Annotated in this window: 21 protein-coding genes; 8 read left to right on the forward strand and 13 right to left on the reverse strand. The window is 63.5% G+C overall.

Going from position 1 to position 22,492, the window contains the following annotated elements:
- Positions 1–25 precede the first annotated feature (25 nt).
- On the reverse strand, positions 26–1,285 hold the full coding sequence (gene rlmN / locus VMR39_RS19455; protein WP_325418143.1) for a 23S rRNA (adenine(2503)-C(2))-methyltransferase RlmN: 1,260 nt from the start codon (positions 1,283–1,285) through the stop codon (positions 26–28).
- 47 nt (positions 1,286–1,332) lie between these two features.
- Positions 1,333–1,821, reverse strand: coding sequence for an invasion associated locus B family protein (locus VMR39_RS19460; RefSeq protein WP_325418309.1), 489 nt, complete (start codon positions 1,819–1,821; stop codon positions 1,333–1,335).
- Between the two features lie 169 nt (positions 1,822–1,990).
- Between VMR39_RS19460 and dnaN the strand changes: the two genes are divergently transcribed.
- The 3 genes from dnaN to VMR39_RS19475 all read left to right on the forward strand — a co-directional run bounded on the left by dnaN (position 1,991) and on the right by VMR39_RS19475 (position 6,828).
- Entirely contained in the window at positions 1,991–3,103 is a 1,113-nt protein-coding gene (dnaN, locus tag VMR39_RS19465) for a DNA polymerase III subunit beta (protein ID WP_325418145.1), read from the forward strand.
- 90 nt (positions 3,104–3,193) lie between these two features.
- Positions 3,194–5,818 (forward strand): EAL domain-containing protein, encoded by a 2,625-nt coding sequence (locus VMR39_RS19470; protein ID WP_325418311.1) that lies wholly within the window; start codon positions 3,194–3,196, stop codon positions 5,816–5,818.
- Positions 5,819–5,889: 71 nt separating this feature from the next.
- Positions 5,890–6,828, forward strand: coding sequence for a homocysteine S-methyltransferase family protein (locus VMR39_RS19475; protein WP_325418147.1), 939 nt, complete (start codon positions 5,890–5,892; stop codon positions 6,826–6,828).
- Here VMR39_RS19475 and VMR39_RS19480 read toward each other — a convergent pair.
- The 3 genes from VMR39_RS19480 to VMR39_RS19490 form a co-directional block, all read right to left on the reverse strand.
- A complete protein-coding gene (locus tag VMR39_RS19480; protein ID WP_325418149.1) occupies positions 6,825–7,244 on the reverse strand; it encodes a response regulator in 420 nt (139 codons plus the stop codon). The genes VMR39_RS19475 and VMR39_RS19480 overlap by 4 nt on opposite strands.
- 76 nt (positions 7,245–7,320) lie before the next feature.
- Positions 7,321–10,071 carry a TonB-dependent receptor gene (locus VMR39_RS19485; RefSeq protein ID WP_414712559.1) on the reverse strand — a complete coding sequence of 917 codons (2,751 nt, stop codon included), beginning with the start codon at positions 10,069–10,071 and terminating at the stop codon, positions 7,321–7,323.
- A 238-nt stretch (positions 10,072–10,309) separates the two neighbouring features.
- Complete coding sequence (locus VMR39_RS19490; protein ID WP_325418153.1) at positions 10,310–10,978, reverse strand: 2OG-Fe(II) oxygenase; 669 nt, start codon at positions 10,976–10,978, stop codon at positions 10,310–10,312.
- A gap of 9 nt (positions 10,979–10,987) precedes the next feature.
- Between VMR39_RS19490 and VMR39_RS19495 the strand changes: the two genes are divergently transcribed.
- Together VMR39_RS19495 and VMR39_RS19500 are read left to right on the forward strand one after the other, a co-directional pair.
- Positions 10,988–11,269: a hypothetical protein gene (locus tag VMR39_RS19495; RefSeq protein WP_325418155.1), complete on the forward strand. Its 282-nt coding sequence runs from the start codon at positions 10,988–10,990 to the stop codon at positions 11,267–11,269.
- 26 nt (positions 11,270–11,295) lie between these two features.
- Positions 11,296–11,469, forward strand: coding sequence for a hypothetical protein (locus tag VMR39_RS19500; protein ID WP_325418157.1), 174 nt, complete (start codon positions 11,296–11,298; stop codon positions 11,467–11,469).
- Between the two features lie 14 nt (positions 11,470–11,483).
- Here VMR39_RS19500 and VMR39_RS19505 read toward each other — a convergent pair whose 3' ends face one another.
- Complete coding sequence (locus VMR39_RS19505) at positions 11,484–12,245, reverse strand: methyltransferase (protein WP_325418159.1); 762 nt, start codon at positions 12,243–12,245, stop codon at positions 11,484–11,486.
- Between the two features lie 113 nt (positions 12,246–12,358).
- Between VMR39_RS19505 and pip the strand changes: the two genes are divergently transcribed.
- Positions 12,359–13,300 (forward strand): prolyl aminopeptidase, encoded by a 942-nt coding sequence (gene pip, locus VMR39_RS19510; protein ID WP_325418313.1) that lies wholly within the window; start codon positions 12,359–12,361, stop codon positions 13,298–13,300.
- A gap of 6 nt (positions 13,301–13,306) precedes the next feature.
- Here the strand turns inward: pip and VMR39_RS19515 are convergent, their stop codons facing one another.
- The 6 genes from VMR39_RS19515 to pabB form a co-directional block, all read right to left on the reverse strand.
- Entirely contained in the window at positions 13,307–14,422 is a 1,116-nt protein-coding gene (locus VMR39_RS19515) for a zinc-binding dehydrogenase (protein WP_325418161.1), read from the reverse strand.
- A gap of 77 nt (positions 14,423–14,499) precedes the next feature.
- Positions 14,500–15,174: a peptide-methionine (S)-S-oxide reductase MsrA gene (gene msrA, locus VMR39_RS19520; protein WP_325418163.1), complete on the reverse strand. Its 675-nt coding sequence runs from the start codon at positions 15,172–15,174 to the stop codon at positions 14,500–14,502.
- A complete protein-coding gene (locus VMR39_RS19525; protein ID WP_325418165.1) occupies positions 15,158–15,310 on the reverse strand; it encodes a hypothetical protein in 153 nt (50 codons plus the stop codon). The genes msrA and VMR39_RS19525 overlap by 17 nt, the downstream gene beginning before the upstream one ends.
- Before the next feature lie 295 nt (positions 15,311–15,605).
- Positions 15,606–16,808, reverse strand: coding sequence for a pyridoxal phosphate-dependent aminotransferase (locus tag VMR39_RS19530; protein ID WP_325418167.1), 1,203 nt, complete (start codon positions 16,806–16,808; stop codon positions 15,606–15,608).
- A gap of 200 nt (positions 16,809–17,008) precedes the next feature.
- Positions 17,009–17,632, reverse strand: a complete 624-nt coding sequence (locus VMR39_RS19535; protein ID WP_325418169.1) for an aminotransferase class IV — start codon at positions 17,630–17,632, stop codon at positions 17,009–17,011.
- A gap of 33 nt (positions 17,633–17,665) precedes the next feature.
- Positions 17,666–18,835 (reverse strand): aminodeoxychorismate synthase component I, encoded by a 1,170-nt coding sequence (gene pabB / locus VMR39_RS19540; RefSeq protein WP_325418171.1) that lies wholly within the window; start codon positions 18,833–18,835, stop codon positions 17,666–17,668.
- 92 nt (positions 18,836–18,927) lie between these two features.
- Here pabB and VMR39_RS19545 point away from each other — a divergent pair, with 92 nt between their 5' ends.
- The gene (locus VMR39_RS19545) at positions 18,928–19,311 is read left to right on the forward strand and encodes a DUF983 domain-containing protein (protein WP_325418173.1); all 384 of its coding nucleotides are present in this window, start codon (positions 18,928–18,930) and stop codon (positions 19,309–19,311) included.
- A gap of 138 nt (positions 19,312–19,449) precedes the next feature.
- Here VMR39_RS19545 and VMR39_RS19550 read toward each other — a convergent pair whose 3' ends face one another.
- The gene (locus VMR39_RS19550; protein WP_325418175.1) at positions 19,450–19,887 is read right to left on the reverse strand and encodes an acyl-CoA thioesterase; all 438 of its coding nucleotides are present in this window, start codon (positions 19,885–19,887) and stop codon (positions 19,450–19,452) included.
- A gap of 274 nt (positions 19,888–20,161) precedes the next feature.
- On the opposite strand from VMR39_RS19550, the gene VMR39_RS19555 reads away from it, so the two are divergent.
- The gene (locus VMR39_RS19555; protein WP_325418177.1) at positions 20,162–22,471 is read left to right on the forward strand and encodes a TonB-dependent receptor; all 2,310 of its coding nucleotides are present in this window, start codon (positions 20,162–20,164) and stop codon (positions 22,469–22,471) included.
- Positions 22,472–22,492: the final 21 nt, after the last annotated feature.

The following is a 22,492-nucleotide window of genomic DNA, read 5'->3' on the forward strand; positions in this document are numbered from 1 at the left end:
ATGGGCGCAGCCTGTCAGCCCCGGATCATCCGAGCGCGGCTTGCTTTTCTTCGGCCAGGCGCTTGAGTTCAGCCTTGCTCTTCTTCTCGCTCGCGGACTTGAGCTGGCCGCACGCCGCCATGATGTCGCGGCCGCGCGGGGTGCGCACCGGCGCGCTGATGCCGCCTTCGAACACGATGTCGGAAAAGCGCCTGATCCGCTCCGGCGTCGAACATTCATAGTCGGTACCAGGCCAAGGATTGAACGGTATCAGGTTGACCTTGGCCGGCAGCTTGTAATGGCGCAGCAGGCGGACCAGCTCGCGCGCATCCTCGTCGCTGTCATTCTTGTCCCTGATCATGACATATTCGAAGGTGATGCGTCGGGCGTTGTTGGCGCTGGGATAGTCGGCACAGGCCTGAAGCAGTTCCTCGATGCCATATTTCTTGTTGATCGGTACCAGTTCGTCGCGCACATCCTTGGTCACGGCATGGAGCGAGACGGCGAGATTGACGCCGATTTCCTCGCCCGCGCGCGCCATCATCGGAATGACGCCGCTGGTCGACAGGGTAATGCGGCGCTTGGACAGGGCTAGGCCGTCGCCGTCCATCACCACCTTCAGCGCGTCGCGCACATGATCGAAATTATAGAGCGGCTCGCCCATGCCCATCATCACGATGTTGGTCAGCATCCGGCCGTCCGACGTATATTGCGACGTCTCGTCCGTCTCATCGTCATTGGCCGACGCCATGCTGCCTTTGGGCCATTCGCCCAGCGCGTCACGCGCCAGCATGACCTGCCCCACGATCTCGCCCGGCGTCAGGTTGCGCACCAGCCGCATGGTGCCGGTATGGCAGAAGCTGCAATTGAGCGTGCAGCCGACCTGACTGGACACGCACAGCGTGCCGCGGTCCGCATCGGGGATGAAGACCATTTCATAATCCTGCCCGTCGTCCGAGCGGAGCAGCCATTTGCGGGTGCCGTCGGACGACACCTGCGCCTCCACCACCTGCGGGCGACCGACGACGAAGCGTTCGGCCATCCAGCCGCGCATCGGCTTGGCAAGATCGGTCATCGCCTCGAAATCGGTGACGCCGCGATGATAGAGCCAATGGAACAGCTGTTTGGAGCGCAGCTTGGCGGCCTTCACGTCCAGCCCCGCTTCCTCCAGCACGCCCTTGATCTGCGGGCGCGACAGGCCCATCAGGTCGACGCGCCCGTCCTCACGGGGTGTCACCGCACGAGGCACGGGCACAGGATCGATATGGCCGGGAATCGGCATGAGGGGGCTGGCGGCTGTCTGCATGGCCGCGCACATAGTCGATTTTACCGGAATTTTAAAGGGCCGTTACATCAGCGCAGGCGGGCGCATCCCAGCGCCGCCGCGTCGATCGCCGTTGCCGCCCCGCGAAGCGCGTAGCTATCGGCAAAGGCGCGTCCGTCCGCGCCGACCGTCTGCACGCTCATGCTGCTGGCGGAACGCATCGCCGCGATGATCTGTGCGTCGTTGCGGGCGTCTGGTGCCCAGGCGTCGACCTGTCCCGCGACCAGGGTGAAGCGGCGCTCGCCGACGCTCAATGTCACCGGCGCCTGTGTTGAGCGGGTGCGGCTGAGGCGGATATGGAGTTGCCCGCGCACCCGCTGGCGCGGCCAGTTGCCGACCGAGGCGAAGCCCTTGCGCGCCTGCCCACGCCGCGCCACCGGCTCGGCAATGGCGAAGCAGCGTGGCGCACCGGGATCGCGAAAGGCGCCCCAATTCTCGAAAATGCCGAGCGAATCGCGCGCACCGGCGGGCGTCGCCATGAGCAGCGTCAGGGTCGATAGAGCAAGGGCGCAGCGCATTCCCCCGGCAAAGCCCAAGCGGTTCGCTTTTGCAAGCATGCTGATACGAAAGCGTGAAGGCGACGCTTGCCCAAGTCGCAACAGTGGTTATGAAGAAGCATCCATCATTGTCGCCGGGATTCGACCGAATCCCTGGCTAAAGGCTTAAAAGAACGGACAGAACAGGGACATGAAGGCCACCATCGAACGCGCAACGCTCCTCAAGAGCCTGAGCCACGTCCAGTCGGTGGTCGAGCGGCGCAATACGATTCCAATCCTGTCCAACGTGCTGATCGAAGCATCGGCCGATGGCGCGATCAAGCTGATGGCGACCGACCTCGACCTGCAAGTGGTGGAAAGTGTGTCGGCGCAGGTGGAACAGGCCGGGTCTACCACCATTTCCGCCCACACCCTGTTCGACATCGCCCGCAAGCTGCCCGAAGGCAGCCAGGTGTCGCTGCATGCGGCCGATGGCAAAATGCTGATCCAGGCCGGCCGCGCCCGCTTCAACTTGTCGACCCTGCCGCGCGACGACTTCCCGGTCATTGCCGAGGGCGACCTGCCGACCAGTTTCGAACTGCCGGCCGAAACGCTCAAGCAGATCATCGACAAGACGCGCTTCGCCATCTCGACCGAAGAGACGCGCTATTATCTGAACGGCATCTATTTCCACGTCTCCGACGAGGGACAGCCGGTGTTGAAGGCTGCGGCGACCGATGGCCACCGTCTCGCCCGCGTCACCGTGCCGCGTCCCGATGGCGCCGATGGGATGCCGGGCATCATCATACCCCGCAAATGCATTGGCGAACTGCGCAAGCTGCTTGACGAGGTCGAGGGGTCGGTCGCGATTTCGCTGTCGGCCAGCAAGATCCGCTTCGGCCTGGGTAGTGCGATCCTGACCAGCAAGCTGATCGACGGTACCTTCCCCGATTACAGCCGCGTCATTCCGACTGCGAACGACAAGCTGCTCAAGATCGATCCGCGCAGCTTCGAGGAAGGCGTGGACCGCGTCGCGACCATTGCCACCGAAAAGACCCGCGCGGTCAAGATGAGCCTCGACAAGGACAAGATCACGCTGTCCGTCACCAGCCCGGAAAACGGCACGGCGGCGGAGGAAGTACCCGGCGCGTTCCAGGGCGAGGGTTTCGATATCGGCTTCAACGCCCGCTATCTGCTGGATATCCTTGGCCAGATCGACGCCGACCTGGTCGAGCTGCATCTGGCCGATGCGGCTGCGCCGACCCTGATCCGCGAAAGCGACGCGAGCCCGGCGCTCTATGTATTGATGCCGATGCGGGTCTAGAACCCGCTGGACAGATGAAGCTTCGCCGCCGCCAATATTGACGGCGGCGAAGTAATTCTCTGTCAACGACTGCCTGCTAGTAACATGGGCATGTCTTCTACGCGTGCTTCCTCCTCCGACGGTCCTGCCAGTCCCATCACCCTGATGGTGGCGCTGGGTCTGGCGCGGAGCGGTACGGAGGTCGCGGCCTCCTGGATTTCCGGCGCGTTCGTCCATATCGCACGTCTCTGGCCGCTTATTCTGCTGGCCAAGGTCTGCGTCGTCGCCTTGCTCAATTTGCCCTTCTACCATTTCAGCGAATTGGCGCAGGCGGCTGTGCTGGCCGCGATGCTGCTGGTGGATTCGGTACTGATGCTGCTGCCGCGCCAGCAACGCTTCCGGCAACTCATGCCGCATGTTCAGAATTGGGTGATGTTGCCGTTGGTGTTCCTTTCGGGGCTTACCTACAGCCTGTGGCTGAATGGCGAACCGAAGGCGGCGTCGGACGCGATTTTCCTGGCGGCGGTGCCGGAACTGGCGGTGGCGTTGCTCGCGGTCTGCATCTTCGGCGATCGCCGGTTGCTTGGGATCAGCTATTTTCTGGGTGCCCTGCTGGTATCGGTGGTGGAGAAGGCAGGCATGACGCAGGTCGGCCTGATGGCGAGCTGCGTATTCGTGATGACGATCGCGACGATCCGGCAGGGGACGGCTGATCGCGAGCGGGCGATCGAGCGACACCGGCAGGATTTGCGCGCGCAGCGATCCGACCGCCTGTTGCAGGAACATGAGCGCACAGGGCGTGGCTGGTTCTGGGAAACCGACCGACAGGGATGCCTGACCTATATTTCGGACACGCTGGCGCAGACGCTGGACATGCCGAAGGGCGGCCTGATCGGTCAGCCGGTCACAGATATCATCCGCCAGGGGGACAAGCAGCAGGGCGATGGCGAGCGGACGCTGGGCTTCCACCTGTCCGCACGCACCGGCTTTTCCGATATCGCGGTCTGCGCAGCCATGTCGAAAGAGGAGCGCTGGTGGTCGATTTCCGGCCAGCCGGTGTTCAACGAATATGGCCAGTTCCATGGCTTCCGTGGATCGGGTACCGACCTCACCGAAATGCGCCGCAGCCAGGCGGAGGTGAATCGGCTGGCCCAGTTCGATTCGCTGACGGGCCTCGCCAATCGCATCCAGATGCTTCGATCGCTGGAGCAGGCCGTGGCCGAGCGGCAGGGGCGACGGGGCGAATGCACGCTGATGATGCTTGACCTCGACCGGTTCAAGACCGTCAACGACACGCTGGGCCATCCGGCCGGCGATGCATTGTTGCGTCAGGTCAGCCAGCGCTTGCAGCGCGTGGTGGGTGACAAGGGGCTTGTCGGTCGTCAGGGGGGCGATGAGTTCAAGATATTGCTGCCCGGCCATCAGGAGCAGGGGCAACTGGCTCTGCTGGCGCAACTCATCATCACCAGCATCTCGCAACCCTATTCGATCGAGGGCACGGCCGTGGTTATCGGCGTGTCGATCGGCATCTCCTCCTGCCCGCAGGATGGCGTCACCGCCGACGCGCTGATCCGCAATGCGGACCTTGCCCTTTATGCGGCCAAGGGCAATGGCCGGGGGGTGCATCGTTTCTATTCGTCGGACATGCATGCCGATGCGGAAGACCGGCGCAAGCTGGAAGAAGATCTGCGTCATGCGCTTGCCGCCGATGGGCTTCATCTGGTTTATCAGCCGGTGGTATCTTCCAAGACCGAGCAGATTACCGGCTATGAGGCGCTGCTGCGCTGGAACCACCCGACGCGGGGGGCGATTTCTCCGGCGATGTTCATCCCCATCGCAGAAGATACGGGCCTGATCGCGCCGATCGGCGAATGGGTGCTCCGCACTGCCTGTCGCGATGCGTTGCAATGGCCCGACGGCATTCGGGTCGCCGTCAACGTATCGCCGACCCAGTTCGCCAATCCGGGTTTCCCCTCTACGGTCATGAACGCCCTTGCCGGAGCGCAACTGGCGCCCGAGCGGCTGGAGCTGGAAATTACCGAAAGCGTCTTCCTGAATGACAATGACGGCACTGATTCGATGTTTGCGCGGCTGAAGGCGCTGGGCGTCCGGCTGGCGCTCGACGATTTCGGCACTGGCTATTCGTCGCTCGGCTATCTGAAGAAGGCGCCGTTCGACAAGATCAAGATCGACCAGAGCTTCGTGCGCGGCGCCGCGATCAAGGGCAATCGCAATAGCGCGATCATCAAGGCGATCGTCAGCCTGGCCGAGGCGCTGGGCATGGATACGACCGCAGAAGGTGCGGAGACGCAGGACGAGCTGGAACTGATCCGTCAGCTTGGATGCAGCCATATCCAGGGCTATATCTACGGCAAGCCGATGTTGGCCGACGCCGTGCTCGTCACCCATCGCGGCGGCAGCACGGCGGCCGCGCCCAACGGTTTTCAATCGAGCCGGCCCGAGCGCAAGACCATGTTGCGCACCGTCGCGATCCATCATGACGGTCATGTCTATACGGGGCGCGTGCGCAATATTTCCGCCACCGGTGCCCTGGTAGAGGGATTGTGGAACGTGCCGGCAGGCACCGTCTTCGCGATCGAACTGACCGAGCATATCCGGGTGAAGGCAACGGCGCGCTGGTCGAAGGACGACCGCATGGGCGTGGAATTCTCCGGCCCCATCGACCTGGCCGACCTGCGCCAGCCGCAACCGCAGCCGCGCTCGCTCGCGTCCTGACGGCGGCTGGCCGCAGTCGCTCTGTTGGAGTATAGACCGGACTTAGCCACGGGCTTTCAGGGAGAATGCCCATGTCCGTTTCACGGCTGCCGCAACTGGATCGCCCCTTCCTGACCGATGCCGGGCTTGAAACCGACATGCTCTTCAACCGGGGGCTGGACCTGCCCTGTTTCGCGTCGATCACCCTGCTTCAGAGCGAGGAGGGGCGGCAGGCGCTGGACGAGTATTTTCGCGGCTTCCTCGATCTCGCGAAGCGGTTGGGGACGGGGATCATCCTGGAAAGTGCGACATGGCGCGCGAGTCCCGATTGGGCCGAGCCGCTGGAGATGGATGATGAGGAACTGGCGCGGCTGAATGATCATGCCGTGTCGATGCTGGTGCGGTTGCGAGAGGATTATCGGGCGCACATCGCCGACATCATCGTCAGTGGCTGCATCGGGCCGCGGGGTGACGGCTATCAGGCGGGACGGATCATGTTGGCGGATGAGGCGCGCGCCTATCATCTTTGTCAGGCGCGGCAACTGCACGATGCGGGCGCCGACATGTTGAGCGCCATCACCATGACCAATATCCCCGAAGCCATCGGGCTGACGCGTGCGGCGCAGCAACTGGGCGCGAATATCGTCATCAGCTTCACTGTGGAAACCGATGGGCGCCTGCCAACGGGAGATAGCCTGTCAGGGGCCATCGATGCGGTCGATGCCGCGACTTGCGCCTATCCGGCCTATTATATGCTGAATTGCGCTCATCCGACCCATTTCGCGCCGGTGCTGGACGGGCAGGCCGAATGGACCGGGCGCATCCGGGGTGTGCGCGCGAATGCGTCGAAATGCAGCCATGCCGAACTGGATGCCATGACGCAGCTGGACAAGGGCGACGTTGCCGAGTTTGCCGCCCTGCACCGCGATCTGCGCACCCGCTTTCCGCACCTGACCATCTGGGGAGGCTGCTGCGGCACCGATCTCAGCCATGTCACCGCCCTCGCCGAGGCCTGTCTGTCGGAGAGTTAGGCCGCGATCGGCATAGGTTCCTCGACCACGGCCAAACCGCGCCCGACGGTGCGGATCAGGGTCAGGAAATGCTTCGCCTCGCGCACGATCATCGCCTTGTTGAAGCAGGCGGCTGCACCCCGGTCCATCGCTTCGGCGACGATCGGTGCGCCCTCGCGCATCAGGCTGGACAGCATTATGACGGGGCAGGGGTCCATGTCCATGATCTCGTCCAGCACCGCCAAGCCGTCCCTTCCGGGCATGGCGATGTCGAGCGTCACGACGTCGGGCTTTTCCAGCCGGACCATCTCGATCGCTTCTTCTCCATTGCTGGCGATGCCGACCACCTCGACGCGGCGGTCCTTCTCCAGCAGCGTCTCGATCATCGCGCGGATGGTCAGCGAATCGTCGACGACCACAAGCCTCACGGGTTTCATCCCCAATCTCCCCAACTCGTTACATGCGATCATAACGGCCGGGGAATGATGGGCTTTAGGCGTAGCTAACGATCATTTAACCACGCGGCCGGTTTCCGGCGCCGAAATTGGGGAAGAAGAGCTTGCGGAAGCTGATCGATATGGTCCTGCCCAGCGGGTCGAGATAATCCTGCTGATAGCGCAGCGGCGTCGCGCCGGTCGCGTCGCGTACTTCGCGCCGCTGATTGAAGATATTGTCGATGCCGATCGACACACGCGCGCCGCGCAGGAAGGGGGCGTTCTTCGTCAGTTGCGGCATCTGCCCCAGATTGGCGAAGATGCGCAGGTTCGCGGTCGCGAGGCTGCCGAAGTCGAGCCGCGAACTGCCACCGAGCGCGCCATCGACATGGGTGCCGCTTTCCCAGTCGACGCCCAGCCGTGCGCCAAGGCCGTTGTTGGAATAGCCGATCCGCGCCTTGATCTCGTGCCGGGGCTGGCCGCCCGACGATCCGGTGGCATCGCCGTTCAGCAGGTCGAGTTCCGGCACGCCCGGCGCGATCAGGATGCTCTCCTCCAGATGCCAGGTGTGGTAGAGGCTGAAGCTCAGACGTCCGCCGCCACCGCCGCCCGGACCGCGCCCGCCGCCAAATCCACCGCCCGGTCCGCGGGGGCCACGGGGGCCATCGCCGCCTGCGCGCGCGCCGTCTTCGCCACGGGGACGATCGCCGCTGCCGTCGCCCGGCGGCGGGCCGCCTTCCTGGCCGCCCTGATTGCGGGGGCGCTGATTGCCCATCAGCGCCTTCAATTCGGCCGGACGATCCTCGGGCCGGCCGCCCGATGCGCGCCACGCCTCCATCAGTTTCTGGATATGCGACTTGAGCGAGATGGACAGGTCGAAGCCCCAGCGCAGTTGCTCGCTCTGCGATCGGAGGAAATTGATCGGTCGGGCGTCGACCTGCAACAGATTGCCGTCGGCATCGCGCAGGAAGCGTTGCGGGAAGGCAGCCTCGATCGCGGGCGTCGGCGTCGGGAAGGCGGCGATCGGGTTGCTGGTGCGGCTGTTGAGATAGGTCGCCGTCAGCGTCAGGTTCGGCTTCTCGAACGGCTTCACCGTCGCGCTGAGGCGGAACTGGTCGCGCACGCTCTCACGAAGGGATGCGTTACCGCCCGACAACTGGGTCACGAACACGCTCTGCCCGGTCGCATAGTCGAAGACGGAAACGTTGGGCGTGGAAATCAGCGGATCGGTGATCTGCGATCCTGTCGGCGCGGCGCGATCCTGATTGGCCGACGCCAGTATCTGTACCGCCTTCACCGGTTGCCAGCGCAGGCCATAGCCCAGCGTCGACAGCGTGCCGAAGTCCGACAATTGCTGCGCCGCGACGTTCAGATTGACGCCGATATCGCCGACGCCACCCAGCACGCCCTTCGACCGGCTGGTGAGCGGCACGTCGATGCTGACCTGCCCGCTGCCGATTTCCCGGCTGTAGTCGGTGGTGCGGTCGATGCCTGAGCGGGTCGACCGGCTTTCGAAGCCGTTGGCGGAAGCGCCGACCCGGATGGAGGTCATGACATCGCCCGCCGGCATGCGGAACAGCGCGCCGCTGACCAGCAGGTCGGCGGTCACCGCCTGACTCTTGGCGCGAGCGGTGTCGGTCATGCGGGTGGCGAGCAGGCCCGGCGCGAAGTCGCCATAGGGATTGACCGCCGGGTCGCCCGCGTCGAGCGCCGCCTGGATCGCATCGGTCGACGCGCCACGGTCGGTGCGGGTGCGGGTGATCGACAGGTCGCCATTGCCGGTGAAGGACCATTGCCATTTGCGGCCGATCTGGCCGTTCAGCGTCAGGCCGAGATGGCCGGTGGTGCCGCGTATCTGCTGCCCCAGCGCGCCGGCCTGCGCCAGATAGCGATAGAGGGTGACGTCCTGGCCGAAGGGCGAGAAGGGGCTGCCCGCGTCGAGGCCGAGCGCGGCTGTGGATAAGCCTTGCAGCGAGTCGTTTTCCGACAGTTCGAGCCGGCCGTTGAGTGTCGCGGAAACGCCGCCGAGCGCGCGGGCCAGAGTCGCGTTGGCAGAGAAATTTTCCGTTGCTGGGCTGAGCGTGCGATAGCGGGTGATGTCGCTGACGTCGGTCATATTGGCGCCCGCCACGAAATCGCCGAGCGCGGGCGCGTCATTGGCAGCGCTGTCGGGTACAGTCGCGATCGTCACGCTCTGGCCGGCGAGAGCCGACAGCGCCGGGTCGATCTCCGCTCCCTGCGTCGCGGACGTGATATTGCCGACCAGCGAATAAGGGCGGTTGGAAGGGGTGGTGATGATGTCGCGCTGGCTTTCCAGCAGGCGGGCGGCGCGGCTATATTCCAGGTTCAGCGTGAAGCGGTTGTCGCCGCGGATGCGCAATATGCCCGTTTCCGCCTCGCCGCTCTCGCGCCCTCCTTCGGTGGTGGTGCCGAGCTTGAACTCGCCCGTTTCGGCGCGGAAGCGCTGGCGCAGGACGATGTTCACGACCTTCTGCGTCGGCGCATAGCCATAGCTGAGCGCCACCTGCTCCGGCAGAATGTCGACCCGCTGCACCGCCTCTGATGGCAGGTCGCGGATTTCGGCGAAGCTGGAAATACGCTTGCCGTTCAGCAGGATGATCGGGGTGCCGTTGGTCTGGGGCGACAATTCGGTGATGAGTTCGCTGATCGACGTGACGCCCAGTGCGCGCACGTCGGCGGGCGACAATTGCTGCTCCGGCTCGATCTCGCCGATCACCGCGCCGCGCTGCGGCTGGCCGGTGACGATGATCTCCTCGCCCTCGTCCATCTGCGCGGCGGCGGCCCCTTTGGGCTGATCCTCCTGCGCCATCAGCGCGCCGGGCGCGACGCCCAGCAGGAAAGGCAACAGAAAAACGGATGCGGATCGACGCACGAAACCCCCCAAGACAGACCTGAACCCCTATTCGTCTAGCTGCCACATGTCGCAAGATTCTGGCATTTGCCGGACAAATTTGTCGCAAATTGTAATGGGATGCCTGAACGGGTGCTGGCTGGTGCTCGAAAATGTGCATTGGCACATTCTGCGGTGCGGCCTCAAAAAAATGTGTTCAGGCGGCGTCGTGGAAGATGATCCCCAGCGTGTAGCGCGTGCCGGACAAAAGGCGGCTGACGCCATGGCGCATCTGCACGCGTTGGATGCCGCGCGTACCGATGACCGGTCGGTCGCGCACCGGAAAGATGACCGCGTCGCCCTGGACAAGCGGCACGACTTCTGGGCGGGACTGTATGCGCGGGCGCTGTTCGGTCAGGACGAAGCCGCCGCCGCTGAAATCCCGATCCGGTTGCGACAGCAGGATCGCCGCCTGCAACGGAAAGATATGCGGCCCATAGACGTCCTGATGCAGCGCATTCCAGTCGCCTTTCTCATAGCGCAACAGCAGCGGCGTCGCCTTGTCCTGCCCGCCAAGGGCGCAGCGGGCGAGGAAATCGGCGTGGCGCGCGGGATAGATGTCGCCTGTCTCCAGTATCTCGGCCCAGCGATTGGCTTGCATGGCCAGTGCCGGCCAGAGTGCTTCGCGCAGCGCGGCCACCGGCTGCGGCAAAGGATATGTGAAATAGCGATAACGCCCGCTGCCATAGCCATGCCGCGCCATCACCACTTCCTTGCGGAAAGCGGCGGGATCGTCCCACAGCGATATGATCGCGGCGCACTGGTCGGGGGAGAGCAGGGCAGGCAGGCGCGCCGCACCATGGCGGTCGAGGTCGTCGAGGTTCATGGGCGTAGGATGGCAGCGGCACTGGGCTGCGTCATCCTGCGCCTTGCGGTCAAATTGCCAGACGTTACCGTGATGGATTTGTGGAACATAACCCATCGCTGCCAGGGGCGACTACTCTGCGGCGTCAGGGGCGTTTTCTGCGGGCGGTTGCTGTTCGCTGGCTTCGTTTTTCTTCTTCTTCCCTTGATCGTAATGCCACTTGATAGCGAAGAACATGCATGTTCCGAACACGAGGAGCTTGAACGTAACGAAGACTACCGGAACCCAATCCATCGCTATTACCTGACATGATTTATCGTAAGGCACACCGCCTCAAAATGCTGCTTCAGGTTGAAACCGGCAAGACGCTGGACATCAACCCCAATGCCTATCGCTTAGATGTCCTTATCAGGATCATAACCCGCGAAGACACTGATCCGATCGACGATCCGCTGCCATATAGTTGTGGCGATGCGCCGCGCAAGCTTCGTTCGAATCAGGTTGCGGCATGAAGCGGTCGGGCCATTCAGCCCTTGGGCTTCCGGAACCGGAACAGGAAACGATCGGTCTTGCCGCGCACGGCCGGATCGAAGACCAGCTTGCCATGATCGTCCGCCGGATTGGCGAGCAGCGGGCTTTCCGCCTCCAGCACAAAGCCGGCGGCGGCAAAATCCCCCTTCACGACAGCCGGGTCGATCCGGTGCAACTTGTCCACGACTTCGCGCGTGTCGCCTGGCGTGCCGACATGATCGACGATGCCGACGATCCCGCCCGCCTTGGTCGCGGCGTAGAGCATCTTTACGAAGGCCGCCGGATCGGTGCGCGGAATGCCATATTTGTCCGACTGCCAGTAGAGATCATGATAGCTCATGTTGATGATGGTAAAGTCGAAACTGTTCGCGGGGGCGCTGAACGCCTCGAATGGATAGCGGACCCATTGCACTTCGGGCCGGCGGGCGACCAGCGCCTGCCATTTCTTCTGCTCTTCGGGCTGGGTGTAGAACTGGTTAGGCTCGAACGCCGTCACCTTGCCCTTCGGCCCGACCGCATCGGCCATGATCTCCGCCCAATAGCCCGTTCCGGTCATGATATCGGCTACCTTCATGCCGGGCGTCAGACCTAGAAAGGCGAGCGTCTCGGCAGGCTTGCGGCTGGCGTCCATCTCCTTGGCGCCCGCCGGGCGCTTGGGATCGGCTAGCGCGGCGGCATAATCGGGCGATGTGGCGGCGAGCGTCGGGGCCGCGATCCCCAGCGTGGCGGCAAGGCAGAGCATGGAAAATGCGCGCATGATGGTCCCTCCTGAAGGCGCGGATGATGAGCCGGACGGGCGTGCCACTCAATGCCGGTGGTCGATGCTTCAAGTCGCTGGTCGAAACCGCCCGGACTGCTACAAGAGCGGTCATGCGCACGCTCTATCCCCCGATCATCCCCCATGCTTCCGGCCATCTTGATGTCGGCGATGGCCATCATGTCTATTGGGAGCGGGCCGGCACGCCGGGGGCCAAGCCCGCGGTCTTCCTGCATGGCGGGCCGGGCGGGGGCATTTCGCCCGACCATCGGCGGCTGTTCGATCCTGCACGCTACGACGTGCTGCTGTTCGACCAGCGCGGCTGCGGCCGGTCGACTCCGCATGCCGATCTCGACGCCAACACGACCTGGCACCTCGTCGCGGACATAGAGCGGCTGCGCGAAATGATGGGCGTGGACCAATGGCTCGTGTTCGGCGGCAGCTGGGGATCGACGCTTGCGCTTGCTTATGCGCAAACCCATGTGGAACGTGTGACCGAACTGGTGTTGCGCGGCATCTTCACCATCCAGCAGAGCGAGATTGACTGGTATTATCAGCAGGGAGCCAGTCGCATCTATCCCGACAAGTGGGCACGGTTCGTTGCGCCGATTCCGGAAGCCGAACGCGGCAATATGGTCGCCGCCTATCGTGCGCTATTGACCGGCGAGGACCGCGCCGCCCGCATCGCCGCCGCCCGCGCCTGGAGCGTGTGGGAGGGCGAGACGATCCGCCTGCTGCCCGATCCCGCCCTGTCCGCGACCCATGACGAGGATGATTTCGCGCTCGCCTTCGCGCGGATCGAAAATCACTATTTCGTCCATGGCGGCTGGCTGGAGGACGGACAATTGATCCGCGACGCGGGCCGGCTGAAGGACATCCCCGGCGTTATCGTGCAGGGCCGCTACGACATGGCCTGCCCGGCCGAAACCGCGTGGGCGCTCCACCGCGCCTGGCCGCAGGCGCGGTTCGAGATGATCGAGGGCGCGGGCCATGCCTATAATGAGCCGGGGATATTGGACGCGCTGATCCGCGCGACTGACGGGTTTGCCGAGTAAGTTTGGCTACCCTTGGGGCACGATCAGATATTTTTCGCCTGTCCGCCGCGCATTATAGGCCAGCACCGCGTCGCGTGTCAGCGCATCCTGTAGCGAGATACGCGCCTTATAAGGGCTGACGAAGGTGGTGGTGAGGCTATCGCGCACGCGCTGGCGCATCCGCTCCACCGTCTCGGCCCCGGCGCGCTGGAGGAAGGGGAAGAGCAGCCAGCCACCCACATTCCAGCTGAAGCCGAAACTGCGCGTGATGACCGTAGGCGTCATATCGAGCGCGCCATAGATATAGGCCTGCTTCAGGACATCAGAGCCATAGCGGCTGTAGGACGCCCCCCGGTTCGCGGCCTGCTCCATGACATGCAATATCTGCCCCACCAATGTCCCGCCGCCGATCGCGTCGAAGGCGATGGTGGCGCCTGTCGCCTCGATCGCGGCCTGAAGCTGCGCGCGGAAATCCTCGCTGGAGCTATCCAGCACATGTTCCGCGCCCAGCGCCTTGAGCACGTCCACCTGCATCTGGTTGCGGACGATGTTAACCAGCGGGACATTGTCTTCCTGACAGATGCGCACCAGCATCTGGCCGAGATTGGAGGCGGCGGCGGTGTGGACGATCGCCTTGTGCCCATCGCGGCGCATCGTTTCGACGAAACCCAGCGCGGTCATCGGATTGACGAAGGCGGACGCACCCTGTTCGGCGGTCGCACCGTCGGGCAGCGCCATCACGGAACGGGCATCGACCAGCCGATATTGAGCGAACATGCCGCCTGGCACGCAGGTGACGAGCTTTCCCAGCAGCGCCTGCGCTTCCGGTGCTTCGCCCGCTGCGATCACCGTACCGGCGCCTTCATTGCCGACCGCCATCGCATCACCGACGCGAGATGCCATGGCCCGACGAGCGGGATCGGGCATTTGCGCGACGATACGGCCATCACCATAGTCGGCATTCTCGACATCGGCCGGGCCGAACAACAGGCCAAGGTCGGACGGATTGATCGGCGCGGCTTCGACCCGGACCAGTATCTCATGCCCTTTGGGTGGTGGCAGGCTTTCCTCGGCCAGTTCGACGGTCAGCCGGCCATCCTCGGCCAGGGTGGACAGGATCTTGAGGCCGCGCGTATCGCCCATGGGGATGCTCCTTCTATCTGGGATCAGCAAGTAGGTCGCCGGGCGCGGATGACAAGCTGGCGAAAGTATCGGTCGGATCAGGCCGACGGCTTTTCCCGGTAGAACGTCGGGAACATCGCCTTGAGCGCGGCGATCTTGGGCTTGTCCCAGCGGAGAATATAGGGATGCAGCGGATTTTTGCGCGCAAAGTCCTGATGATCGGGCGCCGCATTCTGGAAACCGGTAAACGGCTCCACCCGCGTCACGATCGGATCGCGCCACAGGCCCGCCTTGTCCAACTGGACCAGATAGGCGCGGGCCGCCTTGTCCTGCTCGGCGTTAAGCGGAAAGAGTGCGCTGCGATATTGGGTGCCGCTGTCGGGGCGCTGATAGTTGAGCGTGGTCGGATCGGCGACAACCGAGAAGAAGATGCGCATCAGCGTGCCGTAGCTGACTTGCGTCGGGTCATAGGTGACGCGAACCGACTCGGCAAAGCCGGTGTTACCGCCGCTCACCGTTTCATAATCGACGCGGCGTCCTTTCGGGCCGCCGGCAAAGCCGGAGACGGCGAGATGGACGCCCTTCACATGGGAAAAGACGCCCTCCACGCCCCAATAACAGCCGCCCGCGAAGATCGCGGTTTCCAGCTTGCGGGTCGGGGCGGCGTCTATCGTCGGAACCGGCGCCTGGACGGCGCGTTCGGCATGCAGCGGGGTAGCGGCAAACAGCGCCGCAACCAGAAGCGGGATCAGGGCTTTAGAGCGCCGTTCCATTGGTCGTCGTCGCCGCAATGGCGGTCGTGCTCAGCATCGGCGGTTCCGACGGCTGCAACAGGAACATGCCGACGGCGCCGATCGCGAACCCGCCCAGAAAGCGCAGGAACAGGTCGGATTTCAAAAATGCCATCATGGCAGTACCTTTCTTACAGTCCTTTTCGGCCAACTCGGCCGGCAGCTACGCTCCGGCGCCTTGCCCTTGGCTGAACCGGTCGCGTCGCGGGAGCGACTTTCGACCAATGTGGGTCAGGGAGCGACGAAGGAGCTTAACCCAAATTCGGTTTCTTTCCGCAACGGGCATATAAACCCTGCGGCGTCAATCGCAAGACGCCGCAGTGCGAAAAAGACCGTTTCCGTTTTTTGACAGAAACGAAAAACCGGCGCTTTCACGCCGGTTTCCCTTCGCGCCTATGCGGCGGCGCGGCGGCTTATTTCAGGGCAGCACAGGCTTCCTGAATCCGGGTGCAGGCCTTTTTCAGCACATCGTCCGAGGTCGCGTAGCTGATACGGAACGCCGGCGACAGGCCGAAAGCAGCGCCATGGACGGCCGCAACCTTGGCTTCATCGAGAAAATAGCCGATGAGCGCCTCGTCGCTGCTGATGACTTCGCCCTTGGGCGTGGTCTTGCCGATCAGGCCGCTGGCATCGGGGTAGACGTAGAAGGCGCCTTCGGGCGTCGGGCAGTCGAGGCCCGGCGCGTCGTTCAGCATGGCGACGACCATGTCGCGACGCTTCTTGAACACGGCGTTGCGTTCTTCCAGGAAATCCTGCGGGCCGGTCAGCGCAGCGACGGCCGCCGCCTGGCTGATCGAGCAGGGATTGCTGGTCGATTGCGACTGAAGCTTGCCCATCGCCTTGATGATCCATTCGGGACCACCGGCAAAGCCGATCCTCCAGCCGGTCATGGAAAAGGCCTTGGAGCAACCGTTCACCGTCAGCGTGCGGTCGTACAGTTCCGGGCAGACCTGCGCGATCGTGGCAAACGGCGTCGGCGCGTACCAGACATGCTCATACATGTCGTCGGTCATCACCAGCACATGGGGATGACGCAGCAGCACGTCGGCCAGCGCCTTCAGTTCGTCGGCCGAATAGGCGGCGCCCGACGGGTTGGACGGCGAGTTCAGCATGACCCACTTGGTGCGCGGGGTGATCGCGGCGTCCAGCTGGGCAGGCGTGATCTTGTAGCCCTGGCTCGCCGGGCCTTCGATGAAGACAGGGGTGCCGCCCGCGAAGTTTACGATATCGGGGTAGCTGACCCAGTAGGGCGCCGGGATGATGACTTCATCGCCCACATCGACGGTCGCGATCAGCGCGTTGAACAGCGTGTGCTTGCCGCCCGAATTCACGCTGATCTGGCTGCGCTTGTAGATCAGGCCATTGTCGCGCTTGAACTTGAAGGCGACGGCTTCCTTGACGTCGGCGGTGCCGTCGACATCGGTATAGCGGGTCAGATTTTTCCGAATGGCCTCTATACCCGCCTCTTTGACGAAATCGGGCGTGTCGAAATCCGGTTCCCCGGCCGAAAGACCAATGACGTCCACGCCTTCGGCTTTAAGGGCATTCACGCGCGCGCTCATCGCCAGGGTGGCGGAGGGCTGGATGCGACCGAGGGCAGCGGAAGTCTGGCTCATGGTAATAATCTTTCTCCACAGCGATTTCGAAGTGGGCGAAACAGCCCCCTGATTCGGAAATCGCGAACCAAAATAATGAATCCCCAAGGTCCGCGATAAAAGCGGACGCCGCGTCCCTTAGTGCGCAACGGACGAAGGGGCAACCGGCCAGATGGGCGTTAATGGCTTTACGGCAGGATAGCGCTGCTATCCTGCGCAAATCAGCGCGCCAGTGTTGCCGCCACCATGCCGCGGGCGGCGTTGCCGATGAAGAAGCCGCGCTCCAGATCGTGGATGCGCAGGTCGCCTTCCACCGCCTCACCCATGTCGATCAGGCTCTGCCGCAATATGCCAGGCAGCAACCCGCGAGACAGCGGCGGCGTCACCAGCTTGTCGCCGCGCTCGACGAACAGGGTGGAGAAGCTGCCCTCGGTCAGATAGCCGGCCGCGTCGGTCAACAGCACCTCATAGGTGCCGCCCCGCTTCAGCGCTTCGCGATAGAGCGACCGATCGGTGGTCTTGTGACTAAGGCGCAGATCGTCGGCAGGCGCGTCGCGCGGCACCACGGCGACCGGCACGATCGCCTGCGGCCAGCTGCGATGATCGCGTACCTCGATGGCCAGCGCACCGCCGCGCGATACCAGCAGCCGTACCCGGCTCGCCTCGCGCAGGCGGAAGGTCGCGGCCTGAAGCTCGTTGCGCACGGCATGGCGATCGAAGGTGAAGCCCATCGCGTCGGAGCTGGTCTTCAACCGCGCCAGATGCAGTTCAAGCAGCCTGATCCCCTCGTGCGGATCGAAAGCCATGGTTTCGAGCAGGTCGAACCGTCCGTCAGCCAAAGACATTGCGATTGTTTCTAGCCCCTGCACATCATGCCGTCACGCCGGCGAAAGAAAGCGCCCCTTGGCCAGGCATTCCGCCCATTCGGACCCTGCTTCCGAATCCGCGACAATGCCCGAGCCGAGGCCCAACCGACCGACTCCACTACCTTCTTCGACGCATAACGTACGAATGGCAACATTGAAGGCGGCGTCGCCCTCCGGATCGATCCAGCCCATCGCACCGGTATAGACGCCGCGCGGGTGCGGCTCGACCGCGTCGATGATCTCCATCGCCCGCACCTTGGGTGCACCGGTGATCGATCCGCAGGGAAACAGGATGCGCAGCACATCGACCGGCGACAGGCCCGGCAGCACCCGCGCGCGTACAGTCGACACCAGTTGATGCACGGTCGGATAGGTTTCGACCTTGAACAGGTCGGGTACGGTGACGCTGCCAGCCTGCGACACGCGCGACAGGTCGTTGCGCAACAGGTCGACGATCATCAGGTTTTCCGCACGCTGCTTGGCATCCGACTCCAGCCAGCGGGCGTTGGCGGTATCCGTCTGCGCGTCGGATGCACGCACGGCGGTACCCTTCATCGGCCGTGCCGTCAGCTGGCCGCGCACTTGGGTGAAGAAAAGTTCGGGCGAGAATGACAATATGGTCTGGCCGCCGTCGCGGATCACGCCGCCATAACCCGCCGCCGCGCGCGGCCGGACCGCGGCATACAGCGCCATCGGGTCGCCATCGACCGCGACCTCGCAGGGGAATGTGAGATTGACCTGATAGATGTCACCGGCGCGGATATAGTCCTGCACCTGCGTGAAGGCGGCACGGTAGCCCGCCTCATCCACCAGAGGCCGAAGCGGCCCGACGGTCGCCGCAGCAGGATCGGGCAACAGGGCCGGCAATGCACCGGGCGCGATCAGGCGGACGCCCTCGAACAGGCCGAACCAGAGCAGAGGCGCGCGCGCATGGTCCCGCCGCCGGGCGATCGGCGCGAGCCGCCCTTCGAGCGCCAGCCCGGCTTCGTAGCTGATATAGCCCGCAACATGCACGCCGGCTTCGCGCGCTTCGGCGACGCGATCGAGCGCTGGCTGCACCTCTGCCATGCTGTGCGCTGCGATGATGCCCACCGGATCGCGATAGAACCGTGCCGGCGCCGCGCCGTGCAGGCGCGCATCGTCGAACAGGGAGAAAGGCTCGTCGGGACCGGGGAGGCGCATGGCGCTTCTTAACAGGCTTTGCGGGCAGTGAAAGGGCGCAAGCCGGTGATGTTCTGTTGCATGGACTGGTCACAGCCCCTAGCCCTGACCGCATGACCGATCCTGCCCCGGAGACCCGACCCGACCGCCCGATCGGCCCGGCGATCGGGCATGGTCTGCGCGGGCGATGCCCAGCCTGCAGCGAGGGCCGGCTGTTCGCCCGCTTCCTCAAGGCCGCACCGACCTGCGCGCAATGCGGACTTCGTCTCGACGCCCATCAGGCGGATGACTTTCCCGCCTATATCGTCATCCTGCTGCTGGGGCATATTTTGGTGCCCTTGATGATCGAGGTGAATGCCGCCTTCGCCATTCCGCTCGGCTGGCAGGCGATGATCTGGCCAGGCCTGGCGATCCTGCTGGCAGTGGCGATGATCCAGCCGGTCAAGGGTGGCGTCATCGCCTTTCAGTGGAGCCGACGGATGGCGGGGTTCAGATAGGCCCGCTCATTCCGGCTAGAGCATGATCCGATCATGCTGAATCCGATCATGCTCCAAATTTCTTTTGTTTTCCGCATTTTCCGAGCCAGCAGATGTTACCATCTGCTTCGAAAATGCTCTAGTTTATTTTCGGCCACCTCACTCAGGCTTGCGCAGGAAATTCATTTCCATCGCTTCGCGCAGCGTATCGTCGATCAGGCGGCGCCCCTCCGCGCCATGGGTCACGACCGTGGTGTCGCAGGTCGCGACGCACACGCCCTTCTGGAAACCGGCCGAGCTGATCGTCCAGCTGGTGCGACCGATATGACCAATCGCGCAATGCACTTCGAACGGATAGGGGAAGTGCGATTCCTCAATGAAGTTGAGGTTCACATTGGCCACCAGCCAGCGCACGCCCTGTTCCTGTGGATGGCGACCCATGTGATGGTGGAAGCGGATGCGTGCTGTTTCGAAAATGCCAGAAATGGCCACGTTGTTGATGTGGCCCATCGTATCCAGATCCTGGAAGCGCGTGTCGATGCTGGTGACGAAGCGATAGGCTTCGGGGCTGAACCGCCAGGATTCGGGTTTGGCCATGTTCTGCTTTCCTGTGGAATTTTTCTGTCACATTTCCATAGCCGCCCGCATGAACGATGCAATCGCGCCGGTTAAAATGGCTGGACTGCGACCTTTTTGACACAATGGGAAAGCGGACGGTTCAGAACGGCTGATTGGCGTTTAATCATAACGTTAGTGTCACAAGACCGTCGTCATTCCGTCAAGATGTTCACATTGCGGTGCAACATCGCGCGCCTAAACGCCCCCGTCAGAACCAGACTTTCGAAAACCGGGTTCCAAGGGGGATTTCATCATGCGTCCGATCAACGCCTTATTGCTCGCATCCACCATTCTTGCCGCCACGCCGGCCTTCGCACAGGAGGCCGCGCCGGCGGCCGACGCCGCCGATGGCGCGGAAATCATCGTCTTCGGCCGTGGTGAAACCCGACAGGTGCAGGAAATCGCGGCCAAGGACATCGTCACCCTGACGCCCGGCACCAATGCGCTCAAGGCCATCGAGAAACTGCCCAGCGTCAACTTCCAGTCGTCCGATCCGTTCGGCAACTATGAATGGTCGCAGCGCGTCACCATCCGCAGTTTCAACCAGAATCAGCTCGGCTTCACCTTCGACGGCATTCCGCTGGGCGACATGAGCTATGGCAACCATAACGGCCTGCACATCACCCGCGCCGTCAGCAGCGAGAATATCGGTAGCGTGCGTGTGTCGCAGGGCGCCGGTTCGCTCGGCACGCAGGCGACCGGCAATCTGGGCGGCACGGTCGAAACCTTCTCCGCCGACCCGGCCGATTATCTGAGCGGCGGCTCGCTCGGCGCGCAGGGCAACCTGACCTATGGCAGCGACGAAACCTGGCGCGCCTTCGGCCGCGCGGCGCTCGGCACGCGCGATGGCATCCGCGGTTATGTCTCCTATGGCTATGGCTCGACCGACAAGTGGAAGGGCCAGGGCGTGCAGGACCAGCATATGGCGAACGCCAAGGTCGTGATCCCTGTGGGCGAAGCGACGCTCGACGGCTGGCTCAGCTATTCGGACCGTCGCGAGCAGGACTATCAGGACATGTCGAAGAGCATGATCGAGCGTCTGGGCTGGAACTGGGACAATAGTTATCCCGACTATGCCCGCGCGATCGACTATGCCAGCCGCCTGAACGACGTCGACCTGATCAGCAACAGTGGCGGCTCGCCCTTCCCCGATGGCCTTTACGACTATAGCGGTGCATCGGTCGCCACCGGCCAGACCTATCCCGGCAATGTCACCAGCGCCGACGACGCCTATTATGACGCGGCGGGCCTGCGCAAGGATTGGCTGGGCGCGATCGGCCTGACCACGCCGATCGGCGAGCAGGCGACCTTGAAGATCAAGGGATATTACCACAATAACAGCGGCATGGGCCTATGGGCCACGCCCTATACCCCCAGTCCGAACGGCGTGCCCATGTCGGTGCGCACCACCGAATATGACATGGATCGCATCGGCGTGTTCGGTAGCGTCGACTATACGCTCGGCATCCAGAACCTCAGTGTCGGCGCGTGGTACGAGAATAACAAATTCCATCAGGCTCGCCGCTTCTACGCCTTCGCCAGCCGCACCGATCCGGGCCTGAGCTTCCGCGACTATCCCAAGAACCCCTTCTTCACCCAGTGGGAGTTCGACTTCACCACCGACACGTTCCAGTATCACGTCCAGGACAAGATCGACCTGGGCATGGTGACGGTCAACCTGGGGTGGAAGGGCTTCAAGGTCACGAACAAGGCGGAAGCCATCGTCCAGTCGACCTTCCCCGAAGGCAAGGTCAAGGTCGAGGACTGGTTCCAGCCGCATGCCGGCTTTGCGGTCGAACTCAGCCCCGAGGCGGAAGTGTTCGGTGGCTTCACCCAGGTGACGCGGGCTTTCGCGTCCGCCACCACAACCGGCCCCTTCTCGACCAACCAGGCCGGTTTCGACGCGATCAGGGATGATCTGAAGCCCGAAACGTCCGACACGTTCGAACTGGGCCTGCGCTATCATAATCCGATCTTCAACGGCGTGCTTGGCGCCTATCTGGTCAACTTCAAGAACCGCCTCGACGCCGTGTCGATCGGTTCGGCGATCCAGGGCAATCCGTCGGCGCTCCAGAATGTCGGCAGCGTCCGCTCGATCGGCTTCGAGGCGGCCGGCGACCTGAAGCTCGGCCATGGCTTCGGCGTCTATGCCAGCTACAGCTACACCGACGCCACCTACCGCGACGATGTCGTCGACGGCGACGGCAATCTGATCGCCGCACTCGACGGCAAGACGGTGGTCGACAGCCCCAAACATATGGTGCGCGGCGAGCTGAACTATGATCAGGGGCCGGTCTTCGCCCGCATCGGCGCGAATTATATGTCGAAGCGCTATTATAATTACACCAACGACCAGTCGGTCGACGGCCGTGTGATCGTGGACGCTACGATCGGCTATCGCTTCACCGACAGGATCGAGATCCAGCTGAACGCGAGCAACCTGTTCGACAAGAAATATATCAGCACGATCGGTTCGGGCGGTTTCGCGAACAGCGGCGACCGCCAGACGCTGCTGATCGGCGCGCCGCAGCAGTTCTTCTTGACGCTGAAGGCCGGCTTCTGATTTCGACGACGGAGTAGAAAA

It is taken from the genome of Sphingobium sp., assembly GCF_035511395.1.
Lineage (GTDB): Bacteria > Pseudomonadota > Alphaproteobacteria > Sphingomonadales > Sphingomonadaceae > Sphingobium.

What these genes read in the sequence shown, in the direction of transcription:
- rlmN (WP_325418143.1), bottom strand. Translation starts at nt 1,285, where the DNA reads ATGCAGACAGCCGCCAGCCCCCTCATGCCGATTCCCGGCCATATCGAT.
- msrA (WP_325418163.1), bottom strand. Translation starts at nt 15,174, where the DNA reads ATGGAACGGCGCTCTAAAGCCCTGATCCCGCTTCTGGTTGCGGCGCTG.
- pabB (WP_325418171.1), bottom strand. Translation starts at nt 18,835, where the DNA reads ATGCGCCTCCCCGGTCCCGACGAGCCTTTCTCCCTGTTCGACGATGCG.
- VMR39_RS19555 (WP_325418177.1), top strand. Translation starts at nt 20,162, where the DNA reads ATGCGTCCGATCAACGCCTTATTGCTCGCATCCACCATTCTTGCCGCC.
- VMR39_RS19525 (WP_325418165.1), bottom strand. Translation starts at nt 15,310, where the DNA reads ATGATGGCATTTTTGAAATCCGACCTGTTCCTGCGCTTTCTGGGCGGG.
- VMR39_RS19505 (WP_325418159.1), bottom strand. Translation starts at nt 12,245, where the DNA reads ATGCGCGCATTTTCCATGCTCTGCCTTGCCGCCACGCTGGGGATCGCG.
- VMR39_RS19515 (WP_325418161.1), bottom strand. Translation starts at nt 14,422, where the DNA reads ATGGGCGATACGCGCGGCCTCAAGATCCTGTCCACCCTGGCCGAGGAT.
- VMR39_RS19475 (WP_325418147.1), top strand. Translation starts at nt 5,890, where the DNA reads ATGTCCGTTTCACGGCTGCCGCAACTGGATCGCCCCTTCCTGACCGAT.
- VMR39_RS19485 (WP_414712559.1), bottom strand. Translation starts at nt 10,071, where the DNA reads ATGGCGCAGGAGGATCAGCCCAAAGGGGCCGCCGCCGCGCAGATGGAC.
- pip (WP_325418313.1), top strand. Translation starts at nt 12,359, where the DNA reads ATGCGCACGCTCTATCCCCCGATCATCCCCCATGCTTCCGGCCATCTT.
- VMR39_RS19490 (WP_325418153.1), bottom strand. Translation starts at nt 10,978, where the DNA reads ATGAACCTCGACGACCTCGACCGCCATGGTGCGGCGCGCCTGCCTGCC.
- VMR39_RS19535 (WP_325418169.1), bottom strand. Translation starts at nt 17,632, where the DNA reads ATGTCTTTGGCTGACGGACGGTTCGACCTGCTCGAAACCATGGCTTTC.
- VMR39_RS19545 (WP_325418173.1), top strand. Translation starts at nt 18,928, where the DNA reads ATGACCGATCCTGCCCCGGAGACCCGACCCGACCGCCCGATCGGCCCG.
- VMR39_RS19500 (WP_325418157.1), top strand. Translation starts at nt 11,296, where the DNA reads ATGCTGCTTCAGGTTGAAACCGGCAAGACGCTGGACATCAACCCCAAT.
- VMR39_RS19480 (WP_325418149.1), bottom strand. Translation starts at nt 7,244, where the DNA reads ATGAAACCCGTGAGGCTTGTGGTCGTCGACGATTCGCTGACCATCCGC.
- VMR39_RS19530 (WP_325418167.1), bottom strand. Translation starts at nt 16,808, where the DNA reads ATGAGCCAGACTTCCGCTGCCCTCGGTCGCATCCAGCCCTCCGCCACC.
- VMR39_RS19550 (WP_325418175.1), bottom strand. Translation starts at nt 19,887, where the DNA reads ATGGCCAAACCCGAATCCTGGCGGTTCAGCCCCGAAGCCTATCGCTTC.
- VMR39_RS19470 (WP_325418311.1), top strand. Translation starts at nt 3,194, where the DNA reads ATGTCTTCTACGCGTGCTTCCTCCTCCGACGGTCCTGCCAGTCCCATC.
- dnaN (WP_325418145.1), top strand. Translation starts at nt 1,991, where the DNA reads ATGAAGGCCACCATCGAACGCGCAACGCTCCTCAAGAGCCTGAGCCAC.
- VMR39_RS19495 (WP_325418155.1), top strand. Translation starts at nt 10,988, where the DNA reads ATGGCAGCGGCACTGGGCTGCGTCATCCTGCGCCTTGCGGTCAAATTG.
- VMR39_RS19460 (WP_325418309.1), bottom strand. Translation starts at nt 1,821, where the DNA reads ATGCGCTGCGCCCTTGCTCTATCGACCCTGACGCTGCTCATGGCGACG.